Raw genomic sequence first — 23,047 nt, forward strand, 5'->3', positions numbered from 1 at the left:
CCTGCTTTAGTAAATCTTTATTGGCTCCTCTTCTTCTTTTCTATTTCGCTGTTTATCTTATCAGTGATCTGATCCAGTATCTCCTTGGGAGTGCCCTGCTTATTTATTACCAGATCAGGCGCTTTGGCCAATTCATCCCACATCATGTTTCCTGCAAGGATCACCGGACGATGTTTTCCATTCGGCAATACTTCGAGGAATATTTTCTGTCTTGGATCATCACCGTATATCTTCGCATTTACATCGGGTCTGGCAGAGAATTCTCCCGTCATCTTTTTTAAACTTTGCGCTTCTTCGCTTGTACACATCCATTTTACAAACGTCCACGCTTCTTCCAGATTCTTTACACCTTTGGGTATTATCAACGCCCTTCCACCAACATAGGTTGTGAAGCTTTTGCCATCCGTTGTAGGGATGTAGCTAATTCCGTAGTTCAAGTCCGGGTTATACTGCTCAATCTGTGCAATCATCCAATTACCGGTAACCATCATGGATAGCTGTCCCGAGATAAAGGGATTCATAGCAGCACTGCCGGCCGAACTGGTAAAATTGGTCACATTTTCAATGCCAAATTGTTCTGCAAAGCTGGTCATCCACGTCAAGGCTTCAACAACCTTAGGATGATTTGCCGTTACCTTTCCCGTCTCCTTATCGTAGAATTCTCCACCAAAAGCCCATCCCCAGGTATAAAGCCATCCTTCCCCATACCAAGGTATAAAGCCAAATCTGGTGATTTTGCCATTTTCTCTTATCGTTAACTTCTTTGCGTACTCTTCCAGTTCGCTAATGGTCAATGGCGGTTTTTCTGGATCCAGCCCAGCTTCTTTAAAGTGGTCCTTGTTATAAAATAGCGCTCTTGCGGTACCGTCATAAGGAAGGCCCAAAAGCTGTCCATCGTAAGTTGCTTCTTCCCATGCCCATTCGTAAAACATGTCGGCATTGATATTATCGCGTTCCGCCAAATCATTGAGAATTGTAACGGCATCCATGTATTCCGCTATTCCGTATCTGCTGGCCAACATTACATCTGGAGGATTTCCAGCTGCTACTGCAGTCAGCAACTTAGAAGTTATGGAGTCTCCTCCATCCGTTGCGACAAACAAAGGTTCAACTATAATATCATCTTGGGATTTGTTAAACTCCTCCACCGATTTCTTGATGGACTCGCCAGACGGTCCCGTAGCCCAGTTATGCCAAAATACAATTTTGGTCTTCTCCTTCTGTGTCGATTGGGATGATTGGGAATTGCCGGTATCAGTAGACTCGCTAGCATTGTTATAACTTCCCGATTGGTTAGCAGTTGAACTTGATTGATTTGTTTCGTTCTCGTTACCCTGACTAGAACATCCCCCTAGCATTACAAGAAATAGTACCATTGCCAAGCAAAGACATACTCCCTTTAGCATTTTACTGATTCCCATTATTCAGCCCTCCCTTAAAATTTTGTGTTACTTAAAGTTACTTCTGTACACTATTATATGTCACTATTTGTTACATGTCAATACCTTTTATAACTTTTCGTTACAATTAATAATTTGGGTCACTTACGGTGATATAATTTATGTAAAGATGATGAAGCGGAGGTACTGAAAATGGGATTTCCTGAAAGATTGGTTGAACTGCGCACTCGACATGGTATGACTCAGAAGGAACTGGCAGAGAAGCTAGGCGTCTCCCGCGGTACAATAGGAATGTACGAAATAGGCCAGAGGGATCCAGACACTGAAACCATAATCAAACTGACGAAAATATTCAATGTAAGCGCCGATTACCTTATGGGGCTATCGGATATTCCAAATCCTTACAAGGATATAACAAACGATTCATTGAGTAATACTGAGAATAATAGAAAACCAGATGATAATGAAGAGTATTTCACAATTTCGGAATTGATTGCTTTTATAAAGGAGAAAAGGAAGAAGAAAGAGGGGAAATGACCACAGTATATTTGTATACAGGCATAGGAATCATATACATTAATTGTAATAGCCGTGTTGCATAAAGAACATGGATAAGGGAACCACATACATGTCGCATACATCCTGACTTCGTCAGTTAAAGTTCCAAAAACCTTGAAATCAAGCGATTTTTTCTTTTTAAAATGCGCAAATTGTACCCACACCTATCCCTTACCATGTAAAAGCTTTTGCTTCTTCAATGGATAGGACATTCTTGGGTGGCGCTATTCACAATACCCTTAATATCTCATTCGTTCCTTCGCTTAATTTCATCTTGATCAAGTAAAGTTGACCATTTATTTCTACCTCCGTAAACATCATCGAATTTAAAGCTTCCCTTATTTTGTGATGATTTAAATCCATTTCGGGTATACCCAAAATACAAAGAGCGTCTTTGGTAAGTACTCAGCTTACTCATAGGTGACAAATATTTTTTAAGTAAATGGTCAATTTAAATGTTGATATTATAGTCTATTTCTATTATACTAAAAATAGCTAAAACATATTTTGGAGGTGCTCACTAATGATTATAAATGCCACCGAGTTTAAGATGAGGGTTGGCAAATATCTGAAATTGGCAGAAAAACAAGAGATAGTCATTACAAAAAACGGGAAAGAAGTGGCAAAGCTAGTACCCATCAACAAACAGGGAACGCCCAACGCTGACTTCCTGTATGGACTCATGCGAAACTATCCAAATAAAGACATTTCTCCCAGGCAAATAAGAGAGGAAAGGATAGGCAGGTATGAAAATCCTAATTGATACCAACGTTATACTGGATGTTATCCTGCAAAGAAGTCCGTTTGATACAGCTTCTTATAAGGTTCTCAAAAGCGCTGAAGAGAAGATAATAGAAGCGTATATCGCTTCTTTTGCTGTGACTGACCTTTATTATTTTATATCAAAAAATTTGGGAAACGACAAAGCCGCTCTGGCAATCAAAGCCCTTTTGAGCATCGTAAAATTAATCGGCATAACGAACAAGGATGTAGAAAAAGCCCTGCGCAATCCATCCATCGAAGACCTTGAAGATGCGTTACAGGCTCAGTGTGCCAGAAAGGTAAAAGCAGATTACATTATCACACGGGATGACAAGCTTAAAAAGCTCGTATCAAATGCTATTTCACCTTTGGATTTTGTTGAAATACTTAATTCTGATTGAATCACGATATATCAAATCTCTAAGTTCGGGCTTATACTCCATCGCCAATTTAGCCATTTCCATATCATGAACTGCTTTATATAACCAGTTTTTTACTAATTGCAGTTGTTTATTCATAAAGGACCTTCCCTTTTTCCATTACTTCATTAATAAAAGAATTCTTTACTCCCCTCCATTCATCGATCTCTTTCGGTGTATAAACGATTAAATCTACCGGAATTTTAATCCCCCGTAAATACTTTTTTATCTCTCTCACCCTTTCGTGTCTGGGTAGGACGCTTTCTTTGATTACAAGAATATCCAAGTCACTATCCTCGTTAGGCTTACCATAAGCATATGAGCCAAACAGTATAACCTTTTCAGGCTGAACATTTTTTACAATTCTTTCGACAACTTCATTGATTTTTTCTTGTGGTATCATAGACAATCACCACGCCTTATTAAACATTTGATTAAATCTGTTGCTCTCTTTGGCCTATAACTTATTATAACCTAAGTTTGCTGCTGTGTATACTGCTTAATCCAACTACTTTGTTGCATATTCCTTCTCAGCTTTTTCATCAATTATCATGACCCCTTCTGCATCGGGTGCAAGTTCAACAAAGACTTCAGCGCCGGCTTCCTTCAACGCCTTCATGGTCCTCTCGGGTTCCAGAATCAGCGCTATGATGGTGCCGCCGCCACCTGCCCCCGCCAGCTTGGCAGCCAGCGCACCGTTTTCCCTGGCCACCTTCATCATACCTTCATCATATAGAGGTTCTGCTCGCCCGAATCGGCCAGGTTGTTTTGTATCTCGTGGTTTTTGTTCATAAGATAAGCAAGCTCGTCCCAGTCCTCGTTCAAAAGTGCCTTTTTGCCTTCGCGGGCCAAACATGCAATCTCCTTGTAGCTTCCAATTACAGCTCTATCGCCTTCAAGCCATCTCTCCCTCAATGGCTTATGGAAGTTCCCTGAGTGATGTTTTATGCCGGTGTGTGCAACCACATTTACCAAAATTGCGGCAGAACCTTTTTACTATGCACATATAAGCCACATATACATATATTCTCTTTATTTTTCAATCTCCTCTTCTATTACCTCATTTGCTTTTGGCAAAACAGGCCTGTCCTTAAATTCGTTACAAATTCTCTTTTTTGTTTTTCTATTATTTTTTGAAGTACATATACACTTAAATACAGCTGGATCGCATTCTATCAACATATATCTCGTTCTTTCAAGCCAGTCAGGTTTCTGCGTATTACTCCAGTCAAGCATTGTCCTCAACTGCTTTAACCTTGGAATCTCCCATAGACTTACTTTATCTTCTTCTGATATGTGTGTTAAAATATAATTTTCAAAAGCTTTCTTAAATTCATCAGCTTCTTCTTTTTTCTTTGCCTCATTCCAATAATCATTATCAAACAATGATTTATATCTTTCTTTTCTATTTATAATGTAAAGTGTCGGCGTGATCTTCACGCTTCCAAGTCCAAGGGGTTTGCCCATTCCAAGTTTATGATAACAGTTTTCGGGTAATTTCAACACAAATAATAATGCCCCAAGTTCTTCTTTTGTAAGGTTTTCAAAACGAATACGGGATTTGAACCTGACTCCTCGTATATCTTTTTTACCAGGTATGAGGCACCTACGTTTTCCTTGAGTTTATTGCTTGAAAATATATAACTTTGTATGGAAACGGTGTCTATAATTACTGCAGCAAACCCGCTCATTTAAAAACCTCCCCTAACACTTTATCGCCTATATCTTTCAGATTATTCTTGCCGTAGACTATAAACTTTTCCTCAGAAACCCCGGTAATAAAAGACAAATCCCCTTGGGAGTTTTCAACTTCTTTACTGTCCATCAACGTGATCAAAATAGCTTTGCTTTCGTCTCCCCCTATTTGTCTTACCCTATGGATTATTTCAAATCCTTTTTGTTTACAGTTACTCTCTTTTGTACCAGTGGTGATAGATATGCCTGTAAGCTCATATCCATTTATTATAAAGATGTCAATTTCAAAATCTTTGTTTTTCTTGGCCTTAAGTGATATTCCAAAGTGTTTCCCTTCTTCTAATCCTTTCCGTTTGAGTTTTTCAGATATTTCCCGATAGATGTACCACTCAAACCATTTTCCATCAAGGAATTCAACGGTATGATCTATTCTGTCTTTAAAATCATTATTGCTAACTCCTTCGTCAGGTATCCACAGCTTTCTTCCTTGATTTATTCTTTTTCCTTCGGGAAATGCATCAAGAATGTTCCATATAAAATCAGGTGTTTCATATTCAAACTTTTGAACTGCACTTTTGACATGATCAGACTTTACGTGTTCTTGAAATTTTTTCTTCTTTTCTGTTATATCTTTCCCGTCTTTAAAAATCTTCCTGAACGGATCCTCAAGCCACTTTACAAAATAATCAATTTTATCTTTTTCTATAACTTCTTCTTTAATCTTTTCAACAACACCTGAAAATTCGCAATCTTTCCAGGTTTGAATCTGTTCGCACTCATATAGATGAAGTTTCAGTAGAGCTTCAATATCTACTTTAATGTGAGATCTTAAGTCACCATCTACAGGTTCAACTTTACCGTCATCATAAATTATTTTGAAGGTTCTTGCATCAAGATATGAGCCTTTGAAATTGTCAGAATATCTTTCTTTCAATAAATTATATATATGAGCAACCATGGTTTTTGTGCCGCCCGTATAGTTGAAATGTATACTTCCATTAATATTTTCATCAAGTTGTTCTAGCAAATCTTCCATAATCTTTTTAGGATTCCCAACATCCCTCAAAGAAACAAACTTGTAATCACTAACCGCAAGAAGCTTTTTCAATGCCTCTGAATATTCCTTCGTTCCTTTCTGCGTTTGAGTTTCCTCAGAATAAATAAGAATTAGTCTATCAACTTCTCCTTTCTCTACAAAATACTTTCCAATAACGTAATTTGGCAACGGATTTGTACCTATAAGCAAAACAAGATTTTTCATCTTCCCCAATCCTCCCACTTAATATTTCCGTGTTCTGGCTGATTTTTTATCCAACTATCAATTATTTGTTGTACATTAGGATTTGCAAGATCTTTGCAAACTTCAGGACTTATACTATTAACCGAACAGTGAATTGCCTTTTAAAAAACCAAATCATTCGGAAATAATCATTCCTATCCCTTCCCAGATTTTCAGGGTAGTATCAAAGTAATATTTTTACAAACCAAACTCTTCTGGCTTCTCGCCAAGGCCAAACCTATGCAATATGGCCTTAACTATCCTTTCAAAAGCTTTACCATCACCATATGGATTCACTGCTCTGGACATTGAATCATATACCTCTTTATTTGTCAAGAGCGAGGCTCCGCCTCAAGCTTTTTTATAAGCGGTGCCATTTTGATGGCTTCAGGTCTGGTACCGAATATTGTTAGGACTTTAAGTTTAGACATTGATAATGCACTCCCTGATATCTTACTATCTTGATTTTTCTTTGTTTCTTTGCTATGATTAAATCAAAGAAAATTTGTATATTATATTATTACTCAACATATACTGAGAAGGAGGAATAATTATGTTACAACCACACCAATTGGGAGGTGTTAATTCCATGTTGAAAAAACGTATTTCCGTATCAAAGAAACGACAGATTACTATTCCTATAGAATTTTATAACCGTCTCGGCATTGAAAAGGAAGTTGAGTGCTATCTCCAGAACGATGCCATTGTTATCCGCCCTGTGCGTGAGAGCACCGGCGAGTTCGATGAACAAATCCTTGCTGATTTAATATCTCAAGGCCTTTCCGGGTCTGAACTTCTCGAAAAGTTCAAGGAAATGCGGCGCAAAGTCCGCCCTGCTATTGAACGCTTGCTTAATGAAGCTCACCTTGCTGCTGCCGGTAAAACCAGATTTTTCACATACGAAGACGTTTTCGGTGAGGGGAACGAATAATGTATAAGCTTATTATTCTGCCTCCCGCCGCACGTTTTTTAAAAAAGCTGAAAGAAAAGCCGCTTAAAATAGCTTTTCAAAAAGCCGTCGATGAAATCCTCAAGAATCCTTATATAGGTGAACCTAAAACGGGCGACCTTTCCGGCATCTTATGTTATGATATCTACTACAATAAAACAAACCATGAGTTGACCTATACAATCATCGAAGAGCCTGATTCAACAATTGTGGTGATACTTGCCGGCACCCGTGAAAATTTTTATGAAGAACTGAAACGATACATGAAAAATCTTTAACTATTTCTATTTATAAATTGGATATACTATCTGAACCACCCTCTCAAAACCCTCTCCAGCCTCCTGTGATAAAAGCCTATGAACATGGTATAGACGATATCGTATACTAAAAATAAGAATTGAGCGCCCAGCCACAGCAGCGGCAGAGGGAGCCTAGATGAAATACTTTCGCCAAAAACAAGGCTGACCAGAAAATACATAACTAGTAGACTCACATTAAATGCAACAAACTTCAAAGCCCAGCCTATAGCAGCGTTCCTTATCTGCTCGCACAAAAACTTTACAATACCATATACACCAAAAAAAACAATATACGCTAAAGCGATACTCCTTGACGGAATCATGAAAAATGCCAGCAGAGCTGTTGCCACATAGAGCAAAACGGCATAAAGCAAGTCCACCTTCATAATCATAATTGACACAAAAAGTGAGCTGACTGCAAGGAAGAACAGCCTGTTTACAGGTATGAAATAAGCTGCTGTCAGCGAAATCATAACAAAAGCAGCCAGTATACCTCCCAAAGCCACCTTTTTTTGAACAGGCATTGAACGGTTTACAAATATCACCTTCGATCACCACCTGCTTTTAGCAACAGGAAATCAAATCGCCGCCCATGCATTCACATAGGCAGTCGGCACAGTACAATGCAGTGCATAGCCTGCAGCAGTCGGAATCATCCCTTGATGTTTTCTCCGAATAGGGCTGATACCTGTAGTTGTTCATGGAACTGCTCAGCATCATCAGAGCATTGCGGTACTCTAAGTTGTCCGGGTCCATATTTACAGCAACCTGCAAATTTGAGTAGGCTTCGGAATACCATCCCCTTCTCCCCTTTCATCCAAGACCATCTGCGTTTTGTATGGCAATCCTAAAAATATAATGTTCTCCAGCAACCCTTCGTCTCGCCTTATATCAAGAAGCTCATACGCCTTGCCTATTTCAGCCAGGCAGGTGTTCAATATAAACTCAACCTCTTTTCTGCTTTCCTCCATAATACGTACAGCAAGCTTGTCCTTTTCATCCTGCTGAGCAGACCTGTCTAACCTGGTCTGCCAGGCAAAAAAACTTTTTCCCCCCTGGCATACAGACTTGTTCACTCTATCCTGCCGACCAGACCCGTTTTTTCCGTCCTTGTTTGCAGAGGCACCCTCCTTGTCCAACATCGGATGCTTACTTTCCCCTCCCTGCCAGACAGAGCCACTCACTTCAACCTGCCCTAAATTTTGGTCAGGCGTATTTTCCCCATTTCGCTGAGAAGAAATGTCATCCCCGGATAGCCAGGCATGGGTATCCTTCCCATACCTTGCAACCAACACATTGTAGCTGCCGGATCTAATGTCGCTCTCTATATCCGAAAAGGCATCCACTACATAAATCCATTTTCCCAGGTTATATCCCATCCATTCCAGAACCCTTCGCTCGGTTTTCCCCTGCTGTGGAGCTGGCAACACAATAGACAGCAGCCTTGCAAAAGGCTCGGCGGCTGCGTCTACCGATGAAACATTTTCAGCCTCCACCAGCGCCAGCCTGCCAAGTTGCTCATGCACCGCTTCATACACCGCTGGATATGCCGACCTTATTCGCCCTATATAAGGGCTTAAAATTCGGAACGCCAACAGCGACGGAATACTCCTCTCATCCCTCCAACCATCCTTCAGCTTGAAATACGCCATGAGCAGGTTTACCGCGGCGGCGTAACGAACAGCTGCGTTTTCCCTGACCACCGGTTAATGCTATATCCTGCAGTACTCTTCAATTAAATCAAAATATACTTGTTTCAATCAAAAAAGCTTATCTGACTATCTATCAATCTTTGTGCCTTCCTTTTGATAATCACATCCTCCGGTTCCACATTTCCTATAAGCATAGGGGATCTGGGATCATGCATCTTTACGTTGCTGTTAACCGCCTTATTGCTGTAGTTAGCATAACAGTATAAACATCCATGCTTGCAGGTATTATAAACGCCTATATCTACGCTTTCAACACAACCGCACGCCGCTCTCTGATTTTTATCCTTTTTGGCATTTATCCTACGGCCGCTTATTCGGGCGATAAGGTCGTCATCGATGCATTTGCCATGGCATATTCCTACTCGGGACAGATCAATGTCTTCACAGCAGGTTTCAACTTTCAGCCCGTACGCACGGGCAATCTCAGAAATAGCTGTAGCTATCTCAATTTTTTGGGCATCGCTTATGTTTTGTACGTTCAGGCCTTTCATATTGCGCTCGGTTTTTTTATACATATCCACAAAACTGATGGTACAACGCTGGGTATAACCACTTAATTGGGATGCAATAAATTCAAATTTCTTGCGGTGATATTCGACATCAATATCACGGGATATTATTATGGGGTCATATCTCCAAATTACCCTTTCACTACCTATGATTTGAGAAAGCTTTTGAAACGATTTTATAATATGCTCCTTGGGTGCCACATTGGGTTCTATTTTTCTATCATACCCGGTTATTGTAATGTGAAAATAATAGATATAGTCATCTAGCATAGAGATTTTATCTAAAATATTGGTAGGGTCCTTTGTCCAAAATACTATACAGTCTATATCCGAAGCGCTTAAATATATCTTGCTAACCTGATGATAGTTCATGGGGTTGCGTACCAGAACATACCCTTCCTTTAACCTATTAAAAAACCAATCAAGATAAAATGCAACTATATCAGTCCTGCGGCTGACGCTTAAAATCATCTATATTTTCCTCCTAGTAGTCTATTTCAATCTCGGTATTATCCTGTATCTCAAGTACAATCCCAGGACTTACCGAGCTGACTTTTACTTTCCTCAATGTGATTTTTTCTGCCGCAATTATCGGCATATAAATACCCTGCCTTCTCAACTGCTCCTTTTTTACAGGCTTTATCCACACCGCATGCTTGTCGCTGTCAACGCACAAACTTCCATCACAAAGTGAAATAGCTATATTTTCTCCCTTTTCAATTACTGTTCTGATAATGGCTTTTATATTTACCTGCTCATCTAAATATTGTCGCAAGTCCTTAAGCTCTATGTAATGGTTGTGATTTCCCTCTATTTTATATTTCGTTGAACCATCCTTTCTCAAAACAACATAAGTAAAAGGGACATCATACCTGGCAGCCTTTCGCAGGCCGTGCATCCTTAAATATTCATATATCTTGGGTATATCCCAAAAACATCTGACCATATTAAAGCAAGCGCAGTGATATTGGGTTTTAGGCTCTCAAATGCTGACACAGGGTGAATAGATATTGTATATACCTCGATTTACAAGGGCATTCCTTATCCTTTTGAAAGACTCGCAATTTTGTTTGCTTCCGTTTTCAATGATTATAATCGAGCCATCCTGCTTTAAATTATGGCTCAGCCCGGTTATTATATCTACGGCTCTTTCCCTTTGTGGCTCAGCCAGCTTGCTGCAGGCATATCCTATTTCATATAGTACCTCATGATTATCCCATTCATCTCTTTCATGTATTTTTTCCAGAGGTTCAAACAAATCACATATGCTTTTCCAGTCATTTCTACTACTCAGCTCACGCAGGTGGGCTAATATATTTTTATCCTTTACAACCCTGAAAGTATTTTTTCTTATCTCATCAAAGTCTTCTTTATTGTCAACAATACACAAAAGAGGCAAAAATCCCTGCTTTTTATTTATCCATCCATTTCTATACCCGAATCTTATCAGGCTAACATAAATATCTCCGCTTAACATATCTAGCTTTCTACAGTTGTTGAAATAAATCACAATGCTGTCGCTGTATACTTGTACAGCTTTTACATCGGCCCAATAGCAATTATTTTCCTTTTCTTTGTTGAAATATACAACACACCCTTGAATGCCCGCCTTAAGCCGCTTTTTGAAGTCAGGAAATGCCTGTTCAAATGTTTGAAGATATTCACCTTTCAAAGTGAACATATTTTTGGATATGTCTGTTTCTCTCCACAAAGTCACAAATAGATACATACCGACTCTCCTGTGACAAATATAGAATAGGCGGTAATACCATTTTTTCGTATTACAGGCAATAATCACTTTATAAGCAGGGCAGCACACCAAGCTACCTTTTACGCCAAGCATACAAATATAATAGATAAGGAGTGACTATACACCCCTTATGCTCACTGGATCTATAAAACAACTTCGCTTTTTAATGCCTTTTCTTCCTCAACCTTGACCCCCTCGGGATCAGGTGCAAACTCAACAAATGTCTCGGCACCGGCCTCCTTCAATGCTCGTATGGTCCTCTCGGGCTCCAGTGTCAGCGCTATGATGGTGCCGCCACCACCTGCCCCTACCAGCTTGACAGCCAGCGCACCGTTTTCCCTGGCCACCTTTATCATATAAAGATTTTGCTCGCCCGAATCGGCCAGGCTGTTTTGTATCTCATGATTCTTGTTCATAAGATAAGCAAGCTCGTCCCAGTCCTCGTTCAAAAGCGCCTTTTTGCCTTCTCGGGCTATAAAAGATAGAATAAAAAAGACTATAAACAAATCCATGATCTCTATTCATTCTTGCTATATCCTCATAAGTAATATTTCTTATCTGGATGGGCTCTAATATATGATCTTTAAATAGATTTTCAATAACTGAACGATTTCCAATAGCTATAATTGATTTTGGGTACGCAAAACTAGCCAATACCGGCTGACCCTTAACCAATCCATCTAATTCTGACCATTCATTAATATCTGTTTTAAAACTATATACAGTTGTAGGATATTCTTCAATTTTAATCCAATTTGTCTTTAAATGGGGTCTTAAATTACTTTTCTGTGGTTTATAAAAGAATGGTTTTTTATTTTCCTTGGTACTAGCCAATTCGGCTTCAACTTGTTCATCCTTAATCCCGCAAAAATGATATAAGTTGATCATGAAGTCATCAAAAGATGTAATTTCAATAAATGCCGCATTACGGCCGCTCTCTCTTAAAAATTCTATTAAAGACTCTACTCTTTCGTATTTTCTTTCTCCTTTGAGAATACACCAGTAAAAGCCTTTTGGAAAACTATTAAGATTATGACGAGCAGTTTCTTCCAATACTTTCATAATTGAATCATCACGGCCACTATAACCAAGTATCACTATACCAAATTGATTTAAAAATTCTTTCATTTTAAACTCTAAAATTTGATTTAACTGTTTTAATTCCTCAGTTGTATTTCTAAGATGATCGTAACGAAAATCACCATGTAACTTTATTAATTTTGGATAATTATCAACCACTCTAACTTTATGTACTCGAGCGGCAGATTCATCAGATATTACAAAAATATTTGGATATACTGCCTCAACAAGTGTATCAAAATTTGTTGTAAAAATATCTCTGATTTTACCAGCTTTAATTAATGCCCCCAAACATTTATAACCTATAATAGGAGTCGCTTTTATAACATACTTTTCAATAAACTCTCTCCTTACATCTTTTGTAGGATATATAGCTTCAAAAAAATGCGAATATTCTTCCTCCCACTTAATATTTCTGTGTTCTGGCTGATTTTTTATCCAACTATCAATTATTTGTTGTACATTAGGATTCGCAAGATCTTTGCAAGATTCGGGACTTATATTATTAACTGAACAGTAAATTGCCCTTTTAAAAAACCAAATCATTTCGTTAGCTGTAGGAATTCCTGATGTCCTAGAAGCCCCTGCTCCTAGGAAAAATATAAAAGATGCATCTCGCACAACTTCAAACTCGCGGATAAATTGAGCCTCTGAAATAATCATTCCTATCCCTTCCCAGATTCTCAGCGTAGTATCAAAGTAAGATTCTACAAACTAAACTCTTCTGGCTTCTCACCAAGGCCAAACCTATAAGCTTTAACTATCTTTTCAGAAGCTCTACCATCGCCATATGGATTCACTGCTCTGGCCATTGAATCATATACATCCTATTTATCAAAAGTCATCCAACATATAAATTTCATGTTTTAATATATCTCTCCAATGCATCTCTCCAATGTGGCAATAAATTAAATCCCATCAATTCCAAACGCTTTTTTGACAACCTCGAATTTGCGGGTCTTTTTGCCTTAGTTGGATATTCATTACTTTTTATAGGTATTACTTTAACATCCATTCCAGCTGTTTTAAAAATTTCACAGGCAAATTCATACCAGCTACAATATCCTTCATTCGTTGCGTGATATATGCCATACTTATCGGTTTGTATCATCTCACAAAGCAACCTGGCTAAATCATAAGTATATGTAGGTGAACCCACCTGATCACAAACTACCCTTACCTCTTTTCTTTCCTGTCCCAATCTCAACATAGTCTTTACAAAGTTACTACCATTTTTGCCAAACACCCAGGATATTCGAACTATAAAGTATTTTTGAAGTATGTTTTGTACTTTCCTTTCACCAAGATATTTAGTCAATCCATAATAGTTTATCGGATTGGGTTGATCATCTACTTCATAGGGTCCCTCTTTCTCTCCATCAAAGACATAATCTGTACTTATATAAAGCATTTTCGCATCTATTTCTTTACATGCCTCCGCTACATATCTTGTTCCAAGTACATTTACTGCATGGCAGAGCTCCTTTTCATCCTCAGCCTTGTCTACTGCTGTATATGCAGCACAATGAACGACTACATCCGGTTTATAGCTCTTTATAAACTCTTTTGTTTCCTTTTCATCTGTCAAATCAAACTCTTCTTTATCAACACCTATATGCTCTATATTCAACTCTTTTAACCGCTCAACGACATCATATCCCAGTTGACCTCTTGCTCCCGTAACTAACACTTCCATCCTTGACATCCTCTCTACCTATTTGAATACATTCTCTCATAGTAATCTTTATACTCACCGCTTATTATCTCTTCCCACCAATCTCTATTATCTAGGTACCACTTAATCGTCTTCTTTATCCCCTCTTCAAAACTCGTCTTGGGCTCCCATCCCAGTTCATTTTTTATCTTGCTTGGATCTATTGCATACCTTAAATCATGACCCGGTCTGTCTTTGACAAAAGTTATTAACTCTTCCGGTTTCCCTAATTCTTTCAGGATGGTCTTCACTACCTCTAAATTCGTTCTTTCATTACGTCCACCTATGTTGTATACTTCCCCTTCTCTACCGTGATGTATTATCAAGTCAATTGCAGAGCAGTGGTCTTCAACATACAGCCAGTCCCTTACATTCCTGCCATCGCCATAAACCGGCAAAGGTTGATCGTTTAAAGCTCTAATTATCATAAGCGGTATCAATTTTTCCGGAAAATGATATGGGCCATAATTGTTGGAGCACCTTGATATGGTAACAGGGAGTTTGTACGTCCTGTAATATGCCAGGACCAGCAAATCCGCCGCTGCTTTTGAGGCTGAATATGGTGATGACGGCCGCAGAGGAGTCTCCTCTGTAAACAGCGAATCAGGTCTATCAAGCGGTAAATCCCCATACACTTCATCTGTAGAAACCTGATGAAATCTCTTTATGTCAAATTTCCGCGCAGCGTCCATTAAAACCTGTGTACCTATTACGTTTGTCTTTAAAAATATTTCAGGGTCTTCTATAGACCTGTCTACATGTGACTCCGCAGCGAAATTTACAACAACATCAAAATTTTTTTCTTTAAAAAGCTCAAACACAAACACTCTATCTGATATATCCCCTTTAACAAACTGAAAGTTCGGATTCTCAAAAGCCCTTTTTAAAGTGGATAAATTTCCTGCATAAGTCAGCTTGTCCAAACAAACTATTTTATAATCCTTATATTTATCCAGCATGTAATAAATAAAATTGCTTCCTATAAAACCCGCTCCACCTGTTACAAGTATATTCAAATCACATTCCTCCCATCAGTAAACAAAATTGCAATCACTGTCTTTTAATAAAGGTGCATTTTTATCCTTTTCTGAAAGTATAGGATTATCTATCCCCCAGTCAATGCCTATTTCAGGGTCATCAAACCTTATGCTTCTATCATGTTCTTTGGAATAATACTCGTCTACCTTGTACTGAACTTCTACATCATCTGTTAAAGTCAAAAAACCATGGGCAAATCCCTTGGGTATCAACAGCTGCCTTTTATTTTCAGCAGATAGCTGAACGGCAACCCATTTTTTATACGTAGGTGAACCCTTTCTCAAGTCAACAGCTACATCCAATATCTTCCCTCTCGTACATCTTACAAGTTTTGTCTGTGCCATAGGATTGTTCTGAAAATGTAATCCCCTGAGTGTGCCCTTTAAAGCCGAATAAGAATGATTGTCCTGTACAAAGTTTATATCCAAACCTATTGCCTCAAAAACTTTTTTTGAGTAGCTTTCCATAAACCAACCGCGATTATCTTCAAAAACCTTGGGCTCTAAAATATATACACCTTCTAGCTCTGTTTTTATAATGTGCATTTATCCTCACCTCTTTTAATACTTAATTCTACCCTCTGCAACCTTTTTCAGATGCACTCCGTAAGGCGATTTACCATATTTCTCAGCTGCAGCTAACAATTCTTCTTTTGAAATCCAACCATTGATGTATGCTATCTCCTCCGGCGCTGATATTACTATTCCTTGCCTTTTTTGTATTATTCTAACAAACTCAGATGCTTCAAGCAGGCTCTCTACAGTACCGGCATCAAGCCATGCATAACCACGCCCCAGTATCTTGACATCAAGCTTGCCCATCTCTAAATAAATTTTATTTAAATCGGTTATTTCAAGCTCTCCCCTTGCGCTTGGCTTTAGTGTTTTTGCGTATTTTGCTACATTGTTATCATAAAAATATAGCCCCGTAACAGCATAGTTTGATTTCGGGTTTTTTGGTTTCTCTTCAATGGATATTACTCTCCCATTTTGGTCAAATTCCACCACACCAAATCTTTCAGGGTCGTCCACGTAATATCCAAATATAGTAGCTCTTCCTTTGTTCTGTACAGCTTCTTTCAGTAAAGTAGTCAAATTATGGCCATAAAAAATGTTATCCCCTAGTATCATTGCACAGTCATCATCACCAATAAAGTCCTCGCCTATTATAAAGGCTTGAGCCAGGCCATCTGGCGAGGGTTGTTCGGCATAGGATAACCTTATTCCAAATTGGCCACCGTCACCTAATAATCTTTTAAAGTTTGGCAGGTCATGAGGAGTTGAAATAATAAGTATTTCCCTAATTCCAGCAAGCATAAGTGTTGACAAAGGATAATATATCATTGGTTTGTCATAGACTGGCAATAGTTGCTTGCTAGTGACTAGCGTCAATGGATATAGGCGTGTCCCCGAACCCCCGGCAAGGATTATGCCTTTCATATATTGGACCTCCTCTATACAAATTCTACCATTAAAATTGCGTTGTATTATTTTGTTTTGTAGTGTTTTATAATATTTGTCATATATTTCATGTATTTCACCGTATAAGGCTATTTACACTTAAAAATTTTTATTTCTGATTTGCTGACGTTTTTTTAATCTCAGCTAAAATTATGCTTCTTAATATATACAGTACCTTCGTAAACAAGTAATCTTTTGGGAAAATTCTATAAAGATACTTTAAACATTTGATCTTTTTATTTATTGATTTTCTGTCGTTATATTTTAAAGAATAACCTAAAGGTTGTGATTTTTTCAATTCATCAAGGGTTGAAATACTCATCTCTATTAATGTATTATTTTTTAATATTTCTAATCCTCTTTCCGTATTTGCAGTAAATATTGCTATTTTATCTCTACTCTGAATGCCCCAATTATCTCCTACAGAAATATCCGCATAATCTACACCAAATAATTTTTTACACCTTAGACATCCTTCTGGCATATAAAAGTAATCTTTGCTTACCAAATAATCTTCGCAACTAAATTCTATCTTTTCCTCTTCTGATTCTATAATAATATCTCCAGGCCTTTCTACTCCATACCTTGACTTATATTTTAAAATTTGTGTATTGCCATTCAGCTGAAAATTCTTTTCCTTTAAATACTCTACCATTCCATTTTTCATTCTACCAATTGTACATGTTAAACTAATTTTAGCGTAAACATTATTTATATTGTATTTATTTATAAATCTGTCAAAAATAACATTTTGACAAGGTAAACCCACAAATAAAATTGATTTATAGTTTTTTATTTTTTTTACATTTTTGAGCATATTTGAAGTATGATAAAAAGAACCTGAATGTTTTAAAACTTCACTCTCTGAAGTTATAAAATCACCGTAAATATTTAATCCTTCATCAACAAAAGCAACTATAGCCGCGTCTATTTCTTTTTTACGAAAAAGATCTATTAGAATAGAAGACACTACGCCCCCAGACGCTGAATTTTTAATTATGTCTTTATCTTTCGACTTCCCAATAAAAACATGTTTTATTTTATTAAGGTCTTCCTTTTCTTCAATCAAATCAACAGAACAATAATCAATGCATAATCCGCAGTTAGTACATTTCTTGTAATCAACACAAGGAATGATCCCTCTGTTTGAAACCTCATTTAACTTTATACATTTTTTAGGGCATATTGTTTCGCAGAGGCCACACCCTACACAGTTAAAAGCAACTTTTTCGTAAACATTGTTTTTCATAACTTTTATTCCCCTTTTTCAAGTTTTAAATTTTTAATAGATTCAATAGATTCCATTAAATACTCTTTAGATTCTTCAATTAGTTTAAGTATTTTATGATTTTGCTTTATACTTGCATATTTGTTTTCCTGCAAAATTTTTATAATATTTTCCACAGTCACATTGCCCCCATCTCGTATCTGATTATTTTCCACTCCATATAATTTTAAAAGATTATCTATTCTTTCATTCACTGTGCTGTGAGAAAACGTAACAAATTCTTTATTAAAAATTAATGAAAAAGCTGTTCCATGAAAAGAATTTGTCAAAACCCACTTTGAATTTAAAAATAATTTAATAAAGTCTATTGGCCCAACATCATGTAATTTCCTAATTCCTCTCATTTCAGGTTTTAACCTTAAAAATGGGATCTCTACGCTGATCACAGGTAAATTATATATCCTGGATAAGTTCTTGGCTATATTTATTAAATTTAAATTATTTTCCAACATATACACAAGTATGTATTCTTTTGCAGGTAGTTTGTACTCACTTTTCTTAGCGACAGTTTCCCATTCCTCTTTATTTAAGAGGAAAACCGGATCGACGCATAATTTATAATCTTTCCCTTTACAAAATTCGCTTAAATAATATATTGCGGTCCCCTCTCTTAAAGAAATAAAATCAAAATCTTCTAGAGATTCTCTAAATAAGTTTACCAGGTCAGGTTTAATTTGATTTTTGCCAATACTGGCAGCATAACTTATCTTATTACAATTTATACCATTTAAAAGATAATCCCTTAAATAATCATTTGTTATATCATAATTCCAAACCTGATCACTGCCTACCACCACTACATCTAGTGCATTTATTATTCTAGTCAATTCCTCCCTATTTTTAGCTTTATTAGTTAACAACATACTAGTATTAATAAACTCTTTGAATTTTTGAATTTGTTTATACTTAATTGGTTTCTCTAGAGCTTTCCTTATCATCGACTTAATCTTTAAAGGTTTAACAAAAATCTTAGTACTGTATATATTAGCTAAATAATCTGGAACGTAATTTATAATAAAGACTTCATTACTTTTACTCAAATACCTATACAGTGCATACATTTGTAATATAGCTCCATAATTGATTGCCCAATTAAATGTCAGTATTCCTATTTTCATAGAATTTTTGCCTCCTATATACTCTCATAGCAATTTAGTACTTCCTTACAGTGCTCTTCCATAAGATATTTAAATTTTCCCTTCAATATTTCTTCATGATAATTTTTCAGCAACATTGGATGTTCTAAGATTTTTATTAATGATTCTTTTAAATTTTCGTTACTATCATCATCTTTGTAAATAATTCCATTAACGCCATTTGTAATTAAATCGGTAAATCCTACATTATCCGAAACCACTGCTGGTATTCCATATGAATAAGCCTCTAGGCCAATAAACCCAAATGTTTCCTTCCATTTACTTGGAATAATTAAAACACTAGAGTTAGAAAATATATTAGATAAGTCTTCATGTCCATACTTTCCATGAAATTTAAAGAAATTTTTGTCCAATTTACTCATATCTATATCGGAACAATCTCCATATATATTTAGTTCCCAATTTGTATATCTTTGTCTTATTTCATTTAAAACGTTTATTAAATCAAAAAAGCCCTTTTTCTTATTCAAATACCCCATAAAAAGAAAGCTAACTTTATCACTTATTAAAGGCTTGTACTTAATAATATTTCTATTATCTTGTATTCCGGAATGTGTGATATTTAAGATTTCATGTTTTATATTATTTAAATTGACATACTTTCCATATTCGCTTTTTGTAATCCTGCTATTAAATAACACAATATCGAATTTTTCTAAGATTGTCTTGTAGTATTCTCTAAAATGCATAAATGCTTTTTTCTTTTCTTTATTATGTTCTATTTCTTTGTAGTCTATATTATTATCAAACGATAGAGTGTTGTTTTTTGCTTTTTTTAATAATCGTAGCATTAAATTTATTGTGTAACTTGATAAATAATGTTTATTAATTAAAATTTTCAAATTTCTCTTACTATAATTATAATTCCTGGTATGATAAGTACATAAAAGACATTCTTCGCCATTTTTATAATCACTACACAATGAGTTATCATATTTAAAAAAATCGATACTAGGACAAAGGCCAAAATAATCATGAGTAGTAAATACTGTTTTTATATTTAAAGTTTTAGCTTCATTTAGAAGTTCTATTGGAAATCCCATTAACGAGTGAACATGTAATATTTTAAACTCATGTTTTTTCAAAAAATCTCTATAATTATTAGTTGATTTTTGCTTTATAAATCCATCTGAAGTATTAACCCATGGAAAAACCATCAATTGTGGATTTATAATTTGATATATTGGTAAACCTTCCTGCATTTTATAAAATTTTATCTCACTTTTAGACATATCTCCAGTATATATCCCGGGCATTAACATAGCAACATTATGACCCATTTTCAATTGTTCTTTCGCCAAATCTGTAGCATAAATCATAAGCCCTCCATCATGTAGTGGTGGAAAACCCAAAAAATAGTGCAATATTTTCATGTTATCATTCTCCTATACTTAAGTTTTCTAATTTTGATTTCTTCTATTTTTCTACGGATTCTCATTCCTACTTTTAAAAATTGATTAAACTCCTCTTGCTTACAGCTAACATACCCTTCCGACAATATAATTTCTTAGGAAAACAATATAATTTCTTAGGAAAATTTTGATTCTGGTGTAAAAAAGCCATGTTTTTATCTTCAACAATTGACCTTTAAAAACTTTATAAGGCAACAATTGGGAATTTAACGTTATATACAACCTATCTCAATAAATTTCTTATTTTCTCGTATAATAGTGTTTGTAAAGAACAAATCAATCGGCCTTTAGACCATTTGTTTTTTTCAGTTATTTACTGGTAATTAACTCACCACTTCTTAACTCCCATTCAAAGCTCGCTACAGCTTTTGAATGGAACTTCAGCTATAACCATATACTCACCTCTGTTAAGTTTAAAAGTTTCAAAAGGTTTGAAAAAGCCAATAGTTGAAGCAAACTATAATGTTAAAACTAATCAAACCGAAATAGTTTCATTGGTATTGTAATCAGTAGTTAAGAATATTATTCTATTGATAGGGTAATACTAGCTTTCGTTTATTTTTGCGTGAAGAAGTATTATTTGGACAAAGGTGGTTATATTACCTCTTGCATATATAACTACTGGTATATTGATATTAGGAAATTTTATACATTTTCTCTCAATTCTTTTGTTTGAAATTTAGGTATTTAACATTCTTTAACCTTGCCTGTTTACGATCAAAGGAGCATATAGCATAGGAACTAAAAATAAAATATAAGTATAATTGATTATAATCATATATGGGATTCCCAGTTAAAAAATAAATAAGAAACATAAACTGGAGATATAACGTAAATCGAAAAGTTATCAGCAAGTGCTTGTCCTCAGAATACTTCAAATTCTTTATACTAACAATGCCAGAGAGAAGAGTTACTATAAAAGAAGCAATTATTAATATGGTTCCAATTATTCCTGTTTCTGATAATAATTGTAAAAATACGTTATGGGTATACGTTTTTTCTAGCATGTCAATTCTATAAAATGTATAATACAAAAAGGTATTAATTCCATGACCCAAAATTGGTCTTTGTAAAAACAATTCCCACGCAAGATTATATAACTTAAATCTATTATATATTGATTCCATGTTCATAAATCTATCAAATATAGACGAAGGGAAAAAGCAATATGACAAAAGTATACAAATAAATATTAATACTATCAGCAAAATAAATTTTGTTAATCTTGATAAATGCGTTTTCTTATGATAAAAGAAAAATACTACTAAAACCATTGAAAGAATCGAAGCTAAAAAAGCATATCGACTTCCTGTCAGAAATATTGAAATAAAGAAAATGATAATATATACCACGTGAATTACCTTTCTTTGCGTTAACATCTCACAAAGAGCTATTCCCAAGCCGAGAGATAATATAAATCCGTTATTACCAGCGAATCTGCCTATGCCAACATATCTATTGAATACAATCATTAAACTCTTAATTTCTGAGACACTTTTGGAATCAAACAAAAGTTCTAAAATTCTATAATACAAAGTCACATCTAACAAAGGCAATAAAGTAAATACAGCAAAAATTACCGAAAAATATTTTTGTATCTTCATAACATTTAATAACAACTCTTTATTGTTACTAAAATAGATGAAATACAACACTCCAATCAAAAATAGCATCGTATATTTCAAAGATTCTTGTTGAAAACGAGAAATAAGAGACGATAAGATCATCACAATGACAGATACTATCCACAAAAGATGTATTTTGTTAATGACTACATTATTTTTATTTAAAAGTAGTAGATAAAAGATTATACATGCAATAATTATTGAACCCCTAGTTGACAAAAAAGCAAGTCTGTCAATTTTAAAACTATATATTACAACAACCAAAAAAAGCAAATTTAGATTCTTTAAAGTACCTATAACATCAATATAACACAATCTGTATTTACAATTCATTAGCACATAACTCCTTCAAATACATTAGTATATTATTTGGCCCTAAACTTATTTAAAAATTTTATTTTTTCAACCAATATTTTAAAAATCCATTTTTGTACGCTCTCAAAAAGCACGAAAGTTTTATCTTTATATATTTCCAGGGTTCAGCTTTTAAGCTTCACCTCTATTTTATAGACACCTTTCATACACAAATTTCCATTTATTACAGCTTCGCTTTTTTAGCTTCTTCCCTCAAAATAGTTTTATGTTTACCAATTCTATTTCGTTTGAGAGGTTTTACCTGCTAAGAAACTGGCAATTTCATTATGATTATCAAAAACATCCTTTACAACACCTATCCATCCCTATTTAAAAAGAAAAAAGCAGGCTTCCCCTCCTATTATGACATTCACCGGAGAATTAGGCCTCGCAGCAGCATTATCACTATACAACACCCTGAATCTCTCTTCATCTATCTTTGGAAAAATATATTCCCTAAAAGCATGACACCAACTATTCTTCAAAATGTCTATTAAATACTTTGGCATTCTATTCAGTGGATCAAACATCGATATTTGATAATTTGCATTCCTACAAAACATAATGGCATCATCCCTTTTCCTAGA

Annotated in this window: 28 protein-coding genes and 1 pseudogene; 5 read left to right on the plus strand and 24 right to left on the minus strand. The window is 35.7% G+C overall.

Going from position 1 to position 23,047, the window contains the following annotated elements; translation table 11 throughout:
- Positions 1-17 precede the first annotated feature (17 nt).
- Positions 18-1,421, minus strand: coding sequence for an ABC transporter substrate-binding protein (locus KVG29_RS10380; protein ID WP_252228372.1), 1,404 nt, complete (start codon positions 1,419-1,421; stop codon positions 18-20).
- A gap of 165 nt (positions 1,422-1,586) precedes the next feature.
- Here KVG29_RS10380 and KVG29_RS10385 point away from each other — a divergent pair, with 165 nt between their 5' ends.
- From KVG29_RS10385 to KVG29_RS10395, 3 genes are all read left to right on the plus strand, one after another.
- Complete coding sequence (locus tag KVG29_RS10385; protein WP_420840554.1) at positions 1,587-1,937, plus strand: helix-turn-helix domain-containing protein; 351 nt, start codon at positions 1,587-1,589, stop codon at positions 1,935-1,937.
- A gap of 544 nt (positions 1,938-2,481) precedes the next feature.
- On the plus strand, positions 2,482-2,721 hold the full coding sequence (locus KVG29_RS10390; RefSeq protein ID WP_252228374.1) for a type II toxin-antitoxin system Phd/YefM family antitoxin: 240 nt from the start codon (positions 2,482-2,484) through the stop codon (positions 2,719-2,721).
- Positions 2,705-3,121, plus strand: a complete 417-nt coding sequence (locus KVG29_RS10395) for a type II toxin-antitoxin system VapC family toxin (RefSeq protein WP_252228375.1) — start codon at positions 2,705-2,707, stop codon at positions 3,119-3,121. The genes KVG29_RS10390 and KVG29_RS10395 overlap by 17 nt, the downstream gene beginning before the upstream one ends.
- Before the next feature lie 109 nt (positions 3,122-3,230).
- On the opposite strand, the gene KVG29_RS10400 is transcribed toward KVG29_RS10395, so the two are convergent.
- The 7 genes and pseudogenes from KVG29_RS10400 to KVG29_RS12635 form a co-directional block, all read right to left on the minus strand.
- Positions 3,231-3,542 (minus strand): nucleotidyltransferase domain-containing protein, encoded by a 312-nt coding sequence (locus tag KVG29_RS10400; protein WP_252228376.1) that lies wholly within the window; start codon positions 3,540-3,542, stop codon positions 3,231-3,233.
- Between the two features lie 105 nt (positions 3,543-3,647).
- Entirely contained in the window at positions 3,648-3,860 is a 213-nt protein-coding gene (locus KVG29_RS10405; protein ID WP_252228377.1) for a hypothetical protein, read from the minus strand.
- Positions 3,857-4,114, minus strand: a complete 258-nt coding sequence (locus KVG29_RS10410; RefSeq protein ID WP_252228378.1) for a hypothetical protein — start codon at positions 4,112-4,114, stop codon at positions 3,857-3,859. The genes KVG29_RS10405 and KVG29_RS10410 overlap by 4 nt, the downstream gene beginning before the upstream one ends.
- A gap of 57 nt (positions 4,115-4,171) precedes the next feature.
- Complete coding sequence (locus tag KVG29_RS10415) at positions 4,172-4,645, minus strand: hypothetical protein (protein WP_338084643.1); 474 nt, start codon at positions 4,643-4,645, stop codon at positions 4,172-4,174.
- Positions 4,639-4,830 carry a hypothetical protein gene (locus KVG29_RS10420; RefSeq protein WP_252228379.1) on the minus strand — a complete coding sequence of 64 codons (192 nt, stop codon included), beginning with the start codon at positions 4,828-4,830 and terminating at the stop codon, positions 4,639-4,641. The genes KVG29_RS10415 and KVG29_RS10420 overlap by 7 nt, the downstream gene beginning before the upstream one ends.
- Complete coding sequence (locus tag KVG29_RS10425; protein WP_252228380.1) at positions 4,827-6,095, minus strand: hypothetical protein; 1,269 nt, start codon at positions 6,093-6,095, stop codon at positions 4,827-4,829. The genes KVG29_RS10420 and KVG29_RS10425 overlap by 4 nt, the downstream gene beginning before the upstream one ends.
- 216 nt (positions 6,096-6,311) lie before the next feature.
- A pseudogene (locus KVG29_RS12635) lies at positions 6,312-6,452 on the minus strand (UDP-N-acetylglucosamine 2-epimerase (non-hydrolyzing)); the annotation flags it as partial.
- Positions 6,453-6,702: 250 nt separating this feature from the next.
- On the opposite strand from KVG29_RS12635, the gene KVG29_RS10430 reads away from it, so the two are divergent.
- A complete protein-coding gene (locus tag KVG29_RS10430) occupies positions 6,703-7,044 on the plus strand; it encodes an AbrB/MazE/SpoVT family DNA-binding domain-containing protein (protein WP_252228381.1) in 342 nt (113 codons plus the stop codon).
- Positions 7,044-7,340, plus strand: coding sequence for a type II toxin-antitoxin system RelE/ParE family toxin (locus KVG29_RS10435; protein WP_252228382.1), 297 nt, complete (start codon positions 7,044-7,046; stop codon positions 7,338-7,340). The genes KVG29_RS10430 and KVG29_RS10435 overlap by 1 nt, the downstream gene beginning before the upstream one ends.
- Positions 7,341-7,366: 26 nt before the next feature.
- Here the strand turns inward: KVG29_RS10435 and KVG29_RS10440 are convergent, their stop codons facing one another.
- The 16 genes from KVG29_RS10440 to KVG29_RS12640 all read right to left on the minus strand — a co-directional run bounded on the left by KVG29_RS10440 (position 7,367) and on the right by KVG29_RS12640 (position 22,439).
- Positions 7,367-7,906: a hypothetical protein gene (locus KVG29_RS10440; RefSeq protein ID WP_252228383.1), complete on the minus strand. Its 540-nt coding sequence runs from the start codon at positions 7,904-7,906 to the stop codon at positions 7,367-7,369.
- Between the two features lie 19 nt (positions 7,907-7,925).
- Positions 7,926-8,135, minus strand: a complete 210-nt coding sequence (locus tag KVG29_RS10445; RefSeq protein ID WP_252228384.1) for a hypothetical protein — start codon at positions 8,133-8,135, stop codon at positions 7,926-7,928.
- A complete protein-coding gene (locus KVG29_RS12525; protein WP_252228385.1) occupies positions 8,120-9,064 on the minus strand; it encodes a DUF5685 family protein in 945 nt (314 codons plus the stop codon). The genes KVG29_RS10445 and KVG29_RS12525 overlap by 16 nt, the downstream gene beginning before the upstream one ends.
- 53 nt (positions 9,065-9,117) lie before the next feature.
- Positions 9,118-10,053 (minus strand): DUF1848 domain-containing protein, encoded by a 936-nt coding sequence (locus KVG29_RS10455; protein WP_252228386.1) that lies wholly within the window; start codon positions 10,051-10,053, stop codon positions 9,118-9,120.
- A 13-nt stretch (positions 10,054-10,066) separates the two neighbouring features.
- The gene (locus tag KVG29_RS10460) at positions 10,067-10,528 is read right to left on the minus strand and encodes a hypothetical protein (protein ID WP_252228387.1); all 462 of its coding nucleotides are present in this window, start codon (positions 10,526-10,528) and stop codon (positions 10,067-10,069) included.
- 36 nt (positions 10,529-10,564) lie between these two features.
- The gene (locus KVG29_RS10465) at positions 10,565-11,092 is read right to left on the minus strand and encodes a hypothetical protein (protein ID WP_252228388.1); all 528 of its coding nucleotides are present in this window, start codon (positions 11,090-11,092) and stop codon (positions 10,565-10,567) included.
- Between the two features lie 383 nt (positions 11,093-11,475).
- On the minus strand, positions 11,476-11,748 hold the full coding sequence (locus KVG29_RS10470; RefSeq protein WP_252228389.1) for a hypothetical protein: 273 nt from the start codon (positions 11,746-11,748) through the stop codon (positions 11,476-11,478).
- Complete coding sequence (locus KVG29_RS10475) at positions 11,732-13,075, minus strand: SIR2 family protein (RefSeq protein ID WP_252228390.1); 1,344 nt, start codon at positions 13,073-13,075, stop codon at positions 11,732-11,734. The genes KVG29_RS10470 and KVG29_RS10475 overlap by 17 nt, the downstream gene beginning before the upstream one ends.
- A 196-nt stretch (positions 13,076-13,271) precedes the next feature.
- Entirely contained in the window at positions 13,272-14,108 is an 837-nt protein-coding gene (gene rfbD / locus KVG29_RS10480; protein WP_252228391.1) for a dTDP-4-dehydrorhamnose reductase, read from the minus strand.
- 14 nt (positions 14,109-14,122) lie between these two features.
- Entirely contained in the window at positions 14,123-15,142 is a 1,020-nt protein-coding gene (gene rfbB / locus KVG29_RS10485) for a dTDP-glucose 4,6-dehydratase (RefSeq protein ID WP_252228392.1), read from the minus strand.
- A gap of 15 nt (positions 15,143-15,157) precedes the next feature.
- Positions 15,158-15,709, minus strand: a complete 552-nt coding sequence (rfbC, locus tag KVG29_RS10490; RefSeq protein ID WP_252228393.1) for a dTDP-4-dehydrorhamnose 3,5-epimerase — start codon at positions 15,707-15,709, stop codon at positions 15,158-15,160.
- Between the two features lie 15 nt (positions 15,710-15,724).
- Positions 15,725-16,603: a glucose-1-phosphate thymidylyltransferase RfbA gene (gene rfbA, locus KVG29_RS10495; protein WP_252228394.1), complete on the minus strand. Its 879-nt coding sequence runs from the start codon at positions 16,601-16,603 to the stop codon at positions 15,725-15,727.
- A 130-nt stretch (positions 16,604-16,733) separates the two neighbouring features.
- The gene (locus KVG29_RS10500; RefSeq protein ID WP_252228395.1) at positions 16,734-17,873 is read right to left on the minus strand and encodes a coenzyme F420 hydrogenase/dehydrogenase beta subunit N-terminal domain-containing protein; all 1,140 of its coding nucleotides are present in this window, start codon (positions 17,871-17,873) and stop codon (positions 16,734-16,736) included.
- Positions 17,874-17,878: 5 nt separating this feature from the next.
- Complete coding sequence (locus tag KVG29_RS10505) at positions 17,879-19,030, minus strand: polysaccharide pyruvyl transferase family protein (protein ID WP_252228396.1); 1,152 nt, start codon at positions 19,028-19,030, stop codon at positions 17,879-17,881.
- Between the two features lie 14 nt (positions 19,031-19,044).
- The gene (locus KVG29_RS10510; protein WP_252228397.1) at positions 19,045-20,442 is read right to left on the minus strand and encodes a glycosyltransferase; all 1,398 of its coding nucleotides are present in this window, start codon (positions 20,440-20,442) and stop codon (positions 19,045-19,047) included.
- Between the two features lie 698 nt (positions 20,443-21,140).
- Positions 21,141-22,439: an O-antigen ligase family protein gene (locus KVG29_RS12640; RefSeq protein ID WP_420840553.1), complete on the minus strand. Its 1,299-nt coding sequence runs from the start codon at positions 22,437-22,439 to the stop codon at positions 21,141-21,143.
- Between the last annotated feature and the right edge of the window lie 608 nt (positions 22,440-23,047).

Source organism: Caldicoprobacter algeriensis (assembly GCF_023838525.1).
In the GTDB taxonomy this organism is placed as follows: Bacteria; Bacillota; Clostridia; order Caldicoprobacterales; family Caldicoprobacteraceae; genus Caldicoprobacter; species Caldicoprobacter algeriensis.